We start from the raw sequence: 15,059 nt of genomic DNA on the forward strand, positions 1-15,059 counted from the left end.
GAAAATTAGCATATCACATGAAAAAACATATAATTCTCATATATTTCATTTTAGGTTTTGGAGTCTTCTCTTTTGCGCAGGAAGATTTTCAAAGTCAGACCCAAAATAACACCAGAATAACTACCATTCAAAACAAATTACAGTTATTAAGTGTTGACATCCCTGGTTTATCTGAAAAAGTAAATATTAACATCTCGAATACAAGTCTGCTTAATTTTTTAAGAGCTATTTCTCAAGTCCATAAAATCAACATAAATATTGCTGAAGAATTAAACAGCATTACTGTTATTAATGGATTTAACGAGGTAAATGTCCAGGATTTATTGGTATTTCTAGCCAAAGAATACCAATTAGATATCGATTTTACAGGCAATATATTATCTATAAAAAAGCACACCCCACCTACTGTAACTCCGGCCGAAAAAGAGATTATAGCGACATACGATGTCTCTTTAGAGACCTTATCAACTGATTTTAATAACGATCCGTTACCCAAAGTTTTCAGAAAAATAACTGAAATTTCAGGTAAAAACTTACTGTACGCACCAGAATTAAACACAAAGACAATTACGCTCTATTTAAGTGATGCCCCCGTAGATGTGGCTCTGCAAAAATTAGCAGAATCCAACAATTTAGATTTTAATAAAACACGAGATGGGTTTTATGAATTCGAGTCCATACCAAATAATGGTCAAAATGGAACTGGTAGGCCTAGAAGAACTAGAAATAACTTTCACTACCAAGTTGTTGACACCATCAATAGAGTATTATCTGTTGATCTTAAAAACACACCAATTGCCGATGTAGTATACAATATTACCGAAGATTTAAATCTAAATGTTTTCACTGCTTCTCCTTTAGAAAATGCAGGCACAGTTACTGTAAAAGCAGATGCAATCAGTTTTGACGACCTTTTAGTTAAGATTTTTGAAAGTGGTTCGGGCAGCAATACAACTAGTACTAGTTCGCAATCAAACAATACTAATACGAACAACAATAATCAACAACGAGGTTTTCAAAACAACGTTTCTTCTAACAATAACACTAGTAATGCAACAAATTTCACCTTCAAAAAAGAAGGTAATGTATACTATTTCGGAACTGAGAATCAATTATCTGTTAAAAAAATTGATTTAGTCCAGATGATGCATCGTTCTATTGCAATGCTTGGTGATGCCAATCCATCTACATCCTACGGAAATAGTTTTGGCAACAATAGCAATAACTTTGTTACTGGTGGAACTAGTTTCTTTGGAAACCAAGGAAACAACGGGTTAAACCAAAACAATAACTCCTCTAGAAATAGAGTAAATACAGGTTTTTCAAGAAATACTTCCTCTTCTTCACAAAACACAGAAGCGGGCTCTATTTCTGACATATTTCCTGCTTCTATTACAGAAGGTTTAGATATTAAAATTGATACAGAACTAAACAGTTTTGTAGTAAGTGGATCTGGAGCAAGAGTCGAAAAGTTTAAAAAATTCGTAAAGTACATTGACAAACCTGTTCCGTTAATCTTAATAGAAGTAATGATTCTGGAGGTTAATCGTACTGCTACTGTTGAAACAGGAATAGAATTTGGTTTAGGCGAAGAACCCAGAACAGATCAAGGAATTGCTTTTCCTAACGGAAATATAACTTTAGGTGCACAGACCATAAATCGTATTATCGGTGGATTTGACGGTTTTGGATCACTAAATTTAGGCAATGTAGTTCCTAATTTCTATCTCGATATTAAAGCAATGGAAACCAATGGTAATGTCAAAATATTATCTACCCCAAAACTAAGTACACTTAATGGTCATAAAGCCTATTTATCTAGTGGCCAAACTACATATTATGCGGTAACTAGTCAAAATATTTTTGGGTCGCAAAATCCACAAACTTCAGAAATTGTAAACTACCAACCTATAGATGCAGAATTAGCGTTAGAATTCAAACCTTTTGTATCTGGAGATGGACAAATTACATTAGACATACAAGTGATACAATCTAATTTTAGTGGTGAACGAATCGCAGAAAATGCACCGCCGGACATTAACAGCAGACGCTTTTCGTCTATCATGCGCATGCAAGCCAATGACGTGGCAATTCTAGGAGGTATCGAACAAAAAGTTAAAAATGATTCTGGATCTGGAGTACCTTTACTTGCTCGTATCCCTATTATTAAGTGGTTATTTAGTAAAAGAACCCGAGAAGATTCTAAAAGAAGATTAAACGTAATCATAAAACCCACTGTGTTTTACTAATGTTACAAAAAATTGCATCATATAATCCTGTTAGAAAAAACCTTCTTGCCATAGAACATTCTCAGAGAGATGGCAATTACCATATTCTCGGTCTAGAATTAGCACTTAAAAAAGGCGAACTCGATATCGTTAACCGTTTTATTGTAACTAGTATAGATCAATTATCTAGTACTATAAAAAATTTAGGCAAAGCGAGTTTGGCAATAACAGATACTCAAATTCTAACCAAAGAATTATCGAGTGTTGGAACAGATAATGAGATTTTATCAGAAGCTTTTCCTAACTTAAACCTTGATGATTTTTATTATCAAATCCTAAAGACCAGTACAAAATCATTTGTAGCTGTTTGCAGAAAACAACATATCGATAGTATTATACAACAATACCAAAAAGCCAAAATAGAAATCACCGAAATATCCTTGGGTAATTTAAAAATGGCAGCATTATCCTCGCATATCGATAGTGATGAAATTTCAAGCAATTCGGCAATAATTAAAGTCTACAATGGCGAAATTTCAGCCATGCTCCCTAAGGGAAATACTACAGAAAGGATATACACTATAGAGGGACTTACATTAGATTACACCTATACCCTTCCGTTAGCGATAGCCTTAAATTATTTTTTGCATCAGATCAACACTACTGGTTCTATTGAAATAAAAAATCAAAGCATAGCAAATGAATATAAAGAATCACAATTTTTTAAAAAAACCTTGCAATTTGGAATTGGATTTTTATTGATCAGTTTGTTAATCAACTTTTTTGTTTTTAATACTAAATACAAAAAGTGGCAAGAGTTACAAGGTGAAATTCAGGTCTATACTACACAAAACGAAAGTATCAAAAATCAACAAGAATCGGTTGATACCAAAGAAGCTATTGTAAAAAGCATATTAAATACAGGGTTCTCTAAAAGTTCGTTGTATATCGATCAAATTATTAAATCACAACCCACAACGGTTATACTAAACTCGTTTGTTTATCAACCTATATCCAAAACTATACGCAGCGATAAACCTATTGCCATTACTAAAAATATGATTTCGGTTGCCGGTAATTCGATCGACAAAGCGGACTTTACCACATGGATAAACACCATAGAAAGTTTAGATTTTGTAGATACAGTAACCATCATTAAATATGGTATTGATAAAAAAAATACATCAAGTTTTGAAATAATGATTAATCTGATTCATGACACAGCGAAATAAAAATATTCTTCTAATTGCCGGATTATTACTGGTATTATTTTTTGCGTACCACTTTGGTTTTGCCAAAACATTTTCTGTGAGCGAAGAAGTAAGTAAACTTGAAAGTCAAAAACAAGCGTATCAATCTGCTCCCGCTCAATTAGCAGCACTTGCCAATAAAGAAAAACAGTTAGATGAGATTTTACAAAAAAACAATGTAGAAGGCAGTTCTTTACAGAATAACATTCTTAAAACTCTTAATTCACTATCTACCGATTCTGGATTTTCGATTATTGCTTTTGAAGAACCTCATATTTTTAGGGATGAGACATCTCAAAAAATGACCACAACCTATAATTTCACACTACAAGGAGATTACAAATCATTGATTAATGTTGTTTATGCTCTTGAACAAAAATATAGCTTCGGAAATGTGGTACAAGTGAATTTTGAAAAGAAGAAAAACTTTAGAACAAGAAAAACCTATTTACAGTGTAATATTCTATTGCAACGACTCAATTAATACATTAATAACAATCTAAAGTTTAAATCATAATAACTTCCCAATTTTTATACATTTCCACCCTTATATTCCTACCTCCCTCGGAATGCATACAACAATAATTTAATTACTAAAAAAGTGATTCTTCACAATAGCTTCGTTAAAACATTTACGATTCAAGGTAACATTTTACACACTTCTAACATAAAGTATATAACAAAACATATTATATGAAAAATCTATTTCTTTTATTAGCTCTAGTGGGCTGCCTACCCCTTGTTAATGCTCAAGACGAACAAATAAATGGCAATCTCCAAGTAAAATCCAACGGAATTATATCCGCTAATAGAGGAAGGTTAGGTTTTTCTCATTCGTGGACAGACTGGAATCACACGATCTACAACAATTATTTAAATATAGATAGTGAAGGTGTTTGGGATGGTATGAAATTTAATGTTTATAAAGGTGCTAATTTTAGAGTTGGTCCGAGTAAGGTTAGTGCTTTTTTCATTAATGAAAATGGTAATATCGGTGTTGGCACTACTAACCCCAAACAAAAATTAGAAATCTTTAATTCAACTGCCTTCAATACTAATATGACTGCGGAAGACCAGGATCATATTTCATTGATTTCGAATGACCCCGGAAATGGTGGTTTCTTCGGAGGAATTACATGGAAGACCGGAGAAAGGCGAAGAGCTGCTATAGCAGCTACCAGAGAACATACTGACTTAGATTATGTAGGGTTAGCATTTTTTACTAGAGGAACAGATGGGCCAGGTCCTATATACGAAAGTATGAGAATTACCCGATATGGTAATGTTGGTATAGGAACTACCACCCCTGACGCCAAACTCACAGTAAACGGTAATATCCATACCAAAGAAGTAAAAGTTGATCTAAGTATTCCTGCTCCTGATTATGTATTCAAAAAAGAGTACCATCTTCTAACTATTGAAGAAGTACAACAACACATCAAAGACAATGGGCATTTACCTAATATTCCTTCTGCAAAAGAAATGGGAAAAAATGGAGTAGAATTAGGAATCATGAATATGAAACTCTTAGAAAAAATAGAAGAGCTTACCCTCTACACCATTAATCAAGAAAAACAATTACATAGTCAAGAAGAACGCATCAAAGATTTAGAGGAAAAATTAACCCTTTTATTAAAGAGTAAATAAGAAAACTGTCATGAAAAAATCACTTTTTATATTATTTGTATCAATTTCAATTCATGTAAGTGCCCAAAACACTTTCCCTTCTTCGGGTAATGTTGGTGTTGGAACAATGACTCCATCTTCTACTCTTGAGTTAAAAAAAGGAGGTCAAGGAATTAAATTTTTAACGGGCACTAATACTAGTGGATACTCCTTAAATATCGGAATAAATGATGATGGAATAAACTTTAAAAACAACTCTACCGTTCGAGGGTTTAATTTTATAAATGAACAAGGGAACCTCATAAGTATTTTACCAGATGGAAACTTTGGTATTGGAACTAATAATCCTAAAGCAAAACTCCAAATTTCTGGAAGGTCTAGTAATTGGGACGAAATAACTCAAGGATTATCAACAGGTACAATACATTTAGACCCTAACAATACCAGCAATCATTTTGGAAATGCTATAACATTTGGCGCTTCTGATACATCTAATAAAAATGCTCAAGCAGGTATCTATGTTAGAAGTGATGGTAACTACGGTACAAAGATGTATTTTTCTACAACAGATTCCTATGCTACTGGCTCTAAAACAGCTATGTCGATAGATCATAAAGGTAATATTGGTATTGGAACTGCTAATCCTTTGGCAAAATTTCATACAGAAGGTCAAGCCAGATTTGGTACTTCTGGTGTATTAACTGCCGATTGGACATACCAAACTAATTGGGGAGGTAGTTCAAACAAATGGGCTGGATACATAGGTTTTAATGCCTCTAGAAATAATGAAGATACCAAAGATCATTACAAAGGTACTAACAAATATACTTCTAAAGGTGTCTTTGAAGGATCAAACTACGGATTTAGATGGTTATACAGAAATCATAATAATCACGATTCTGATGGGCAACATCAACTTACCGAATTTATGCGTTTGGCTAATAACGGTAATTTAGGAATCGGAACTACCGCCCCAGATTCAAAACTCACGGTAAAAGGAAAAATACATGCCGAAGAAGTAAAAATAGATTTAAGCGTTCCTGCACCGGATTATGTATTCAAAAAAGAGTATAACCTTCTATCTATAGCAGAAGTACAACAACACATCAAAGACAATGGGCATTTACCTAACATTCCTTCTGCAAAAGAAATGGAAAAGAACGGAGTAGAATTAGGAATCATGAATATGAAACTCCTAGAAAAAATCGAAGAACTTACCCTCTATACTATTGATCAAGAACAACAATTACAACAACAAAAAGAAACTAATAAAGTACTAGAAGATCGACTAGCAAAACTAGAAGCTTTGTTAGTTAAAAAATAAAATAAAAGACACCTTAACAATTATGAAAAAAACAGAATATTTGGACCCAAAAATTGTTTTTACTATATGTTTTAGCATGTTATTTTATGTTACATTAAGTTTCAGTCAGTCAAATGGGAATAATGCTTTTAATAATATTATACCGGGAGATGAACTTGTCGCTACACCAGATGTAATGGCATTTCATAAATACAATTCATTACCAGTAAACTTATATACAGGTAAAGTTCAAATCAGCTTACCGCTGTATGAAATCAAATCAGGAAATATTACTATTCCAATAAATCTAACGTATAACTCTGGAGGTATTAAAGTAGATGATATCGCCTCTAATGTTGGATTGGGTTGGAATCTTAATGCTTCTGGAAGTATAGCTAATATTATTAAAGATATTCCTGACCAAACTTTTAGAAGAGGTAAAATAAGTGAAAAAGACTTTGATTTTGGATCAATCACGTATCAATATGTTACTAAGAAAGGGTATTTAAGAGACTATGATGAAATATTGCAAGGTAACTTAATACCTGAGCTATATCCAGGTTACAAGTTAGAAGCCGAAGAAGATGCATCCCCTGATATTTTTATTGCAAATGCACCTGGCTTATCTTCAAGATTTATTCTAGAAAAGAATAACAACTCATATACTATTCTTCCTGTAGATGGTTCAGGTATTATTAATAGTAATACAATTACCTATGGAGAAGTAGATAGTAGTAATTTGGGTTTTCAACTCAATGAAATAGAAATAACTGATTTTGGTGGGTACTCTCCTACTTCGAATTTTACAAACAAATTTAATTATTACGGGTATGATACTTTTGAATTAGTAAATACAAATGGTATTAAATATATTTTTGACAAAAAGGACTTAAGAGAATCATTGGCAAGACAAGCTAGATACAGCCCTATAAAAGGGGGACGAATTACTACTAGTGTTACCGCACATCATTTATCAAGTATGTTTGACCCGAAAAGTAATAAAACGGTTAATTTTAATTATGAAGCCTATCAAAAAGGTACAGTACAATATGAGCGCTCAATGATTGAAGATGCTTTAACCAATCATGTTAACCCTGATGATTGGGTTTCTGTTCAGGTTTTTGGTCATCTCCCTTTGATTAACTCTTTCAATGATAATAATAATCAAATTGATGAAAACGTATTCAGATCATCATTGAGTTATGTAAAATATAAAAAAGCACATCGTTTAAATGAAATCAGTTTTGATAATGGCAAAGTAGAATTTTTATATACCAATATAAGACAAGATACATATGATGAAAAGGCATTAACAGAAATTGTAGTAAGAGATTTTAATAACAAGATCATTAAAAGATTTGCATTTGATTATACTTATTTTATTGCAAAAGAAAATTGTTCTCAACCAGAATGTAAACGATTAAAGTTAGAACGTATTCGACAAATAGGAAGCGATAATACGTCTATTGATTTATATACATTAGATTATTACTATACTAATCCTTTACCAAAAGTTAAAGCTTTACAACAAGATTTCTTAGGATATTATAATAACAACGGTGTTATAACACCACCTAATACAAGTGCCCAAAGAAAACAGCCTACGCTTTATTATCATAAAAATAAAGGAGCAAATTCTGTACTTCCGTTCCCATTAGAAGGTGAAAGTGCTTTAACCATTACAGGTGATTTTAGTTTACAACCAAATGATTATTCTCTATCGGGAACATTGAAATCTGTCGAGTATGCTACCGGAGGTAAAAGCGAATTTGAATATGAGATGCATGATTTTAACTTCCTAGGAAATCAATATGCTGCCGGAGGAACTAGAATTAAACGTCAGAAACTAGTCGATGAGAATCAAAATGTAAAAGTTTTAGAATATGAGTATAAAGACTCAAACGGAAAATCAACGGGTTACATTAATAATTTACCTGTTTTTGGGTATCCCTTTATGTGGGATCCATCAAGGACTAGCAATAATGTATCTTTTGCTGTTTTTGATAAATCGCGTACAGCGTTAGAATTAACGGATGGAAGTTTTGTAGGATACTCTGAAGTTATAGAAAAAGAAGTAGGTAACGGTTACATGAGGCACAAGTTTATCTCACCACAAACAACACCTAATATACCAGAAACTTATGTTACTAGTAATACTGGTAATCCAAACTATGTAGGATCTAATGATCGAGCTGCTCTAGATTTTTTAAGAAATAATAGCGCTTACCCTTCCTCAAGTTATATTGATAATGATATTTTACGTGGACGTCCGTTATTTTTAGAATATCGAGATGAGTCCGACAACATTGTAAAGCAAATTAATTATGAGTATGATAGAAAAATTTTCAATACTATAAACCTAAATTATAGAGACGTTTTGGATAATTATGGTAGAAACGATCAAAGTTTGGATTTTGGAACTTGGCATTACTATCACTCATCAAAACTAAATATTGAAAGAAATTTACAATCAAAGAAAATAACAACCGAATATTTTGTGGAAGGAAACAAAGTAACAGAAGAATATTTCGAGTATGATACTACTTATCCATTTCTAAAACAGTATAAGGTAATTGATAATGGAAATGAATTAAAAACCAATACATTTTATTCCTTTGACTCTACAATAAACAACCAACCCTATATGTCTAATCTGGTTGGTTCTAATAGGCTTTCTGAACCAATTAAAGAAGAAACAAAGTTTAACAATACTGTGACGAATACAAATCTAATTGGTTATCACAATTTTGGAAATAATGTTACTTTACCTAAAAACATATTTCAATCAAAAGGAAATTCAGCTCTACAAGAATTATCAACTATTGATAAACGTGATCAGTATGGAAACATAACACAATATCGCAAAAAAAACGATACACCTACTACCCTAATTTGGGGGTATCAAAGCATCTATCCAATTGCCAAGATAGAAAACGCCACGTATACCCAAATATCATCATTTGTTACTAATCTAAAAGCCAAGTCTAACGCAGACAATGATAGAACAATAGGGAATACTGGTAAAGAAGGAGTCTTACGACAACATCTTCAAGCCTTGAGAATAGCATTACCTAATGCACTCGTTACTACCTATACCTATGACCCTTTGATCGGTGTTACAAGTATGACAGATCCAAGGGGATATACGATGTATTATCATTATGATACTTTTAACCGTTTGGAATTTGTAAAAGATGCCGATGGTAATCTCGTATCAGAAAATAAGTATAACTACAAAAACTAATCAAAACCATGAGAAAAATAGCTAAATATATCGCGGTTGCCTTACTTTTTGTAGGTAGTATTGCACAGGCTCAAACTCCAGCTAACATTGTAAAACAAGGAGACTATACAATCACAGGTTCAGAAACACTTACTGCTACACAAAGTATCACCTTAAAACCCAATACCTGGATCAAAGCAGGAAGTAACTTTTCTGCTATCCTTACCCCCAATGCTTATTCCTCTCCTAGCCTAAATACAAATGAAAATTATGTATTTACTAGGGTTTATCAAGAAGCAAAAAAGACTTCTGAAGCTATTAGTAATAATAGTGATGTAATCGAGAGTGTTTCTTATTTTGATGGATTAGGTCGACCAAAACAACAAATTGAAGTTAAAGCATCTCCTGATAAAAAGGATATAGTAACCCATATCAACTATGATGCTTATGGCAGACAGGATAAACAGTACCTTCCTTTTGAACGACAAACTGGGGCTATAGGAAGTTATAATACCGTTAATATCAATACAAATATTAATAGTTATTATCAAAATAAGTATGCTAGTGATTTTGCAGGGAGTACACTGGTAAATGTAAATGCATATACCCAAAGTGTTTTTGAACCCTCTCCTCTAAACAGAATAAAAGAACAAGGAGCTCCTGGTAAAGATTGGAAAGCCAATCTTAATAGTGATACTGATCATACCATTAAATTTGATTGGGCTACGAATACAGCTACAGAAGTGTTTTATTTTGATGTAAACTTTACGAGCTCTACTGAAATACCTAGCTTATCCAAAAATGGATACTATCCTGCTGGAGAACTTTATGTAACGGTTACTAAAGACGAAAATTGGCAACCTGGACAAACACATCCTAATGATCATACTACCAAAGAGTATAAAGATAAACTAGATCGTGTTGTATTAAAAAGGGGTTATAACAATAACATCGCACATGACACCTATTATGTGTATGATGATTTTGGCAATCTCACCTATGTGATCCCTCCAAAAGTAACCTTAAGTGCTACAAATGGTGTAAGTGCTACAGAACTATCTGAGTTATGCTACCAATACAAATACGACTATAGAAACCGATTGATCGAAAAGAAAATACCAGGTAAAGGAATCGAATCTATTGTATATGACAATCTAGATCGTCCTGTACTTACTCAAGATGCAAATCAAGCTACCAAAAACCCTAAAGAGTGGCTATTTACCAAATATGATGTATTAGGTAGAGTCATTTATACGGGGGTTTATACAAATAACAAAAATAGAGCCGACATGCAGTTAGATCATTTTACCAATAAAACTATACTGCAAAACTATGAAGTCAAAGTATCTACAGGTTCCGGGTATGACAATACGTATTATAGTAATGATGATTTCCCTAATACCAATCTTGAGGTACTAACAGTGAATTATTATGACAATTACTATTTTAACAAAGCAACACTTACTTTACCATCAAAAAGTTATGGGGTAGATATTGTAAATTATAATGATGCCAATACCCTACAAACTAGAAGTCTGAGTACAGGTAGCCGTGTTAAAGTGTTAACCACTAATAATTGGATCACAACCATTACTGGATATGACAAAAAAGCTAGACCAGTCTATGCAGCTAGTAAAAATGACTTCTTAAATACTACTGATATAATAGAAAGTAAATTGGATTTTGCCGGTAAAGTGCTACAAACCAAAACCAGTCATACCAAAGGTAGTAATCCAACCATTGTAACCATAGATCGTTTTACATATGATCACGTAGCCAGATTGCTAACTCAAACACAACAAATCAACTCACAAACACCAGAAACTATAGTTGCTAACACCTATGATGAAATTGGACAATTATCGTCTAAAGAAGTCGGTGGTGGATTGCAAACTATAGATTATACGTATAATGTGCGTGGATGGTTAAAGAGTATTAACCAAGGTATCACAGCCAATGGAGATTTATTTGGCTTTGCTATAGATTACAATAGTGGCACCAACCCTTTATATAACGGGAATATTGCTAAAACTTCTTGGCAAACCGCAAATGATAATGTAAACAGAAATTATGCGTATACTTATGATGCTTTAAATAGGATTACTTCTGGGATTACTAATATGCCAGGGCAGGCATATAGTCTAAAATCCGTGACCTATGATAAAATGGGGAATATTGGATATTTGTACAGAAGAGGTTCAGAAATTCATGGCAGTAATTCTTCTGTCGATATAGATAATCTACATTATAACTATTATCAAGATAGTAACAAGTTAAAATCAGTAACTGATACTGCACCACCCTATGGAGGATTTGTAGATGGAAACACAACAGAAATAGATTATGTGTATGATTTAAATGGTAATATGACCGAAGATAAAAACAAAGGAATCTCAAACATAACTTATAACCATTTAAACTTACCCAAAACAGTTTCTATAAGTAATAGTGAAGGTACAGGAAGTATTTCTTATATTTACGATGCTACAGGAATTAAACTAAGAAAAGTGTTTGTTAAAGGTAGTACTAATATATCTACAGATTATGCCGGTGACTACGTCTATAAGAATGGAATTCTTGAATTCTTGAATCAACCTGAAGGATATGCGACTGCAGAAGGAAACACATATCAATATGTTTATAATTATAAAGATCATTTAGGGAATACGCGTTTAAGCTATACCAAAACTGATACTGGTAATTTAGATATTATTGAAGAAAGTAACTATTATCCATTTGGATTAAAACATAAAGGATACAATAATACTATTGTTGGTAGGGAACATCTGTATAAATACCAAGGGAAAGAACATCAACAAGAGTTAGGACTTGATTGGTATGACTTTGGGGCAAGAAATTATGATGCAGCTATTGGACGTTGGATATCACCAGACCCATTAAGTGAAGAATTTTCAAGTTGGTCGCCATATAATTCAATGATGAACAATCCTGTCAGTTTTATAGATCCAGACGGGCGTGCAGCTTTCTCGCCAATTTATGATACAGGTGGTAATTTCTTAGGCACTGACGACCAAGGTTTACAGGGAAAAGCTATTGTAATGGATAAAAAGAATTTTACACAAGGAATGTCTCACGATGAAGCTTTAACTAAAAGTAAAGGAGTTGAAGGCTTAAGTAGTACTGAAGCAGGCTCAAAATTACAAAACCACTATGAGGGATTAAAAGACAGACCAGATTATGATGGTTTTGTAACTGTATCAGAAGGTGTTGATTGGGCAAAGGCAAATCCTGGAGCATTAGACAACCCTACGCCTGATAATATGTTGTATATAGATGCTTCAAAATTAAATTTTGGAGACCTTAATATTGGGGATTTTCCAAAAATAAATGAGTCTACACCTCAAAATTTGTTTAGTGTTGATAATACAATGGCAGCGGTTGGTAGTTCTAAGATACGGGCAACAGTTTATGCTCTTGGTAGGGTAAATATGGTATTAAATGATAGAGATAGCCGTTCTGTATCAATTGTAAATGATTATAATCTGCCATCTGGAAGAGCTACTGATTATGACTGGAATGGAGGTGGCGGAAAAATGCGAAATGCCTTTATTAATGGAGAAAGAGCAAGAACAGGCTTAAATTCATCCCATGGTTTTAGAGCATATTATTATGGAACAGGAACATTAAATCGAACCTATACACCAAACTTTCCAAATGCACCCGGAGCAAAAAAATATATAAAGAATTAAAAAATGAAAGTAAAAACTATATTTATCACTTTACTAGCATCTATTTTTCTATCATCGTGTAATCTTTGTGGATCTTTTGGTGCAAACGAACTTGGAAAAAATCTAGTTTTATTGGAAGGGGACCATCTAGAAGATAGAATTATAGTCTTGTGTTCAAAAAAAGAGACTGAACGAAAATGTTGTACAGGAGGTTCTTATATTATCCCTTTATCTTATGAAGAAAAAAAAGGTCAATATGTTGACGTAGCAGAATTTGACGAGAATTGGATAATTGCAAAGACTATTAAGTATTCTGAAAACAACAAAGAGGAATATTGGATAATAGACAAGAATATAAACCTTGAAGAAATAGATTGTTATGATGTTGATTGTGAAAGCATTGTTAAGTCTAAAATTATAGGTCCATTAGAACTTGAAGAATTTAATGCTAAACTCAAAGATTTTAATATCGATTTGAATTTTAAATAAAAAACCGATAGCGCGGAAATGTTTTTCGTGCCAGTATAAGTAAGTAAAGTCGTAACTTTTTATCGTTGCGGCTTTTATATTAGTATTTTAGAAATAATATTAAAAAATCATAGTTTTAAACATATTTTAGAATAGAAAACACGGATTGTAAATCCGCGATATCGGAGTAGGTCTTGCCCACGAATTAGGTCACGCTAGAGATATAGCAAATGGAACAGAGCCTACCATAGATATAAATTCTCAATATATAGAACCATATGAAGATCTCGGGTTTGAAAACCAAGACCCAAATCTTTTTATTTCAATACCTCAAAGAGAAGCTAATGTCAGAAAAAATGTAGAGAACCCTGTACGTATTGAAAGAGGTTTACCTAAAAGGAGATTAGTTCCATCAAAAAAGTTTAAACGCCATGGGAAGTTTTAGAATGTTAACACTTGCAATTTTTTGTTTTTTAATTAGTTGCAATACAAATACTGATAAGTTTAAAATAGATAACGATTTAATAGATAAAGCAAAAAGTAATAACAATTGCTTAGATATTTTAGAGACTTATTACAATATTGATTCAAAAAAAATAGAAGAAACTAAATATTTTGAAACATTATTAAGTCGATATATAGATTTAAACGAAAATAAAAAATACACCCGTTTTTTATTTTTAAAACTAGAAGTAGTAGGAGAAGTAATGGAATCATTGACATTTTCTATAGGAGAGTACTCAAATGGTGAACTAGAAATTGTAAAGTATTTTGCAGAGGATGATGAAATAAAAACTCAAAAGAAAGTGTTAAAAAATCAGACTATCAATAACCTATATAATTTTTTTGAAAAAGATAGTCCTCAATATAGTGTTGGGAAAATCTTGATTTTAGACTTTTCTTTCGCTAACTCTAAATGTGGTTTTTATAATTATCTATCATCAAAGGATATTAAGAAAATAAAAGAGTTAGCTTTTTTTGAACCATAGAATAAGCTAAGAAAACATAGTAAAACCTGATAGCCTTTAGATTCGTATCAAGATAATTTTATGATTAAATTTAAAAAGAACGGAGTGAACTTTCCCGATCGCTAGATTTATAAGATCCAGTCCGCGTATTAGTCTCCGTCCTTTTTTCAAGTTACTTAGAACCATATAGAATTTTAGTTTGTCCTTATTAAAGGTCTTAGTTAAAGTAACTCAATTATTATCCTAAAATTAAAGTTATGAATTTTAAAAATGTAATTGGTATTGATATTAGTAAAAATACCAT

General features: G+C 32.4%; 9 protein-coding genes. All 9 read left to right on the top strand.

Features of this window, described 5'->3' with window-relative positions:
* Positions 1-17 precede the first annotated feature (17 nt).
* The 9 genes from AWE51_RS20930 to AWE51_RS20970 all read left to right on the top strand — a co-directional run bounded on the left by AWE51_RS20930 (position 18) and on the right by AWE51_RS20970 (position 14,776).
* Positions 18-2,249: a type II secretion system protein GspD gene (locus AWE51_RS20930; protein WP_066317753.1), complete on the top strand. Its 2,232-nt coding sequence runs from the start codon at positions 18-20 to the stop codon at positions 2,247-2,249.
* Positions 2,249-3,460 (top strand): hypothetical protein, encoded by a 1,212-nt coding sequence (locus AWE51_RS20935; protein WP_066317755.1) that lies wholly within the window; start codon positions 2,249-2,251, stop codon positions 3,458-3,460. The genes AWE51_RS20930 and AWE51_RS20935 overlap by 1 nt, the downstream gene beginning before the upstream one ends.
* On the top strand, positions 3,444-3,962 hold the full coding sequence (locus tag AWE51_RS20940; RefSeq protein WP_066317757.1) for a hypothetical protein: 519 nt from the start codon (positions 3,444-3,446) through the stop codon (positions 3,960-3,962). Before AWE51_RS20935 ends, AWE51_RS20940 begins: the two co-directional genes overlap by 17 nt.
* Before the next feature lie 209 nt (positions 3,963-4,171).
* On the top strand, positions 4,172-5,125 hold the full coding sequence (locus tag AWE51_RS20945) for a tail fiber protein (RefSeq protein WP_066317759.1): 954 nt from the start codon (positions 4,172-4,174) through the stop codon (positions 5,123-5,125).
* A 10-nt stretch (positions 5,126-5,135) separates the two neighbouring features.
* Positions 5,136-6,428, top strand: coding sequence for a tail fiber protein (locus AWE51_RS20950; protein WP_066317761.1), 1,293 nt, complete (start codon positions 5,136-5,138; stop codon positions 6,426-6,428).
* Positions 6,429-6,450: 22 nt separating this feature from the next.
* The gene (locus AWE51_RS20955) at positions 6,451-9,651 is read left to right on the top strand and encodes an RHS repeat domain-containing protein (protein ID WP_066317763.1); all 3,201 of its coding nucleotides are present in this window, start codon (positions 6,451-6,453) and stop codon (positions 9,649-9,651) included.
* Positions 9,652-9,659: 8 nt separating this feature from the next.
* Positions 9,660-13,340 carry a DUF6443 domain-containing protein gene (locus AWE51_RS20960; protein WP_066317766.1) on the top strand — a complete coding sequence of 1,227 codons (3,681 nt, stop codon included), beginning with the start codon at positions 9,660-9,662 and terminating at the stop codon, positions 13,338-13,340.
* 3 nt (positions 13,341-13,343) lie between these two features.
* Entirely contained in the window at positions 13,344-13,808 is a 465-nt protein-coding gene (locus AWE51_RS20965) for a hypothetical protein (RefSeq protein WP_066317768.1), read from the top strand.
* 410 nt (positions 13,809-14,218) lie between these two features.
* Positions 14,219-14,776, top strand: coding sequence for a hypothetical protein (locus AWE51_RS20970; RefSeq protein WP_066317771.1), 558 nt, complete (start codon positions 14,219-14,221; stop codon positions 14,774-14,776).
* Positions 14,777-15,059: the final 283 nt, after the last annotated feature.

Source organism: Aquimarina aggregata (genome assembly GCF_001632745.1).
GTDB lineage: Bacteria > Bacteroidota > Bacteroidia > Flavobacteriales > Flavobacteriaceae > Aquimarina > Aquimarina aggregata.

Bases quoted from the DNA above. Each gene is read 5' to 3' on its own strand.
- AWE51_RS20930 (WP_066317753.1), top strand. From the start codon at position 18: ATGAAAAAACATATAATTCTCATATATTTCATTTTAGGTTTTGGAGTC.
- AWE51_RS20935 (WP_066317755.1), top strand. From the start codon at position 2,249: ATGTTACAAAAAATTGCATCATATAATCCTGTTAGAAAAAACCTTCTT.
- AWE51_RS20940 (WP_066317757.1), top strand. From the start codon at position 3,444: ATGACACAGCGAAATAAAAATATTCTTCTAATTGCCGGATTATTACTG.
- AWE51_RS20945 (WP_066317759.1), top strand. From the start codon at position 4,172: ATGAAAAATCTATTTCTTTTATTAGCTCTAGTGGGCTGCCTACCCCTT.
- AWE51_RS20950 (WP_066317761.1), top strand. From the start codon at position 5,136: ATGAAAAAATCACTTTTTATATTATTTGTATCAATTTCAATTCATGTA.
- AWE51_RS20955 (WP_066317763.1), top strand. From the start codon at position 6,451: ATGAAAAAAACAGAATATTTGGACCCAAAAATTGTTTTTACTATATGT.
- AWE51_RS20960 (WP_066317766.1), top strand. From the start codon at position 9,660: ATGAGAAAAATAGCTAAATATATCGCGGTTGCCTTACTTTTTGTAGGT.
- AWE51_RS20965 (WP_066317768.1), top strand. From the start codon at position 13,344: ATGAAAGTAAAAACTATATTTATCACTTTACTAGCATCTATTTTTCTA.
- AWE51_RS20970 (WP_066317771.1), top strand. From the start codon at position 14,219: ATGGGAAGTTTTAGAATGTTAACACTTGCAATTTTTTGTTTTTTAATT.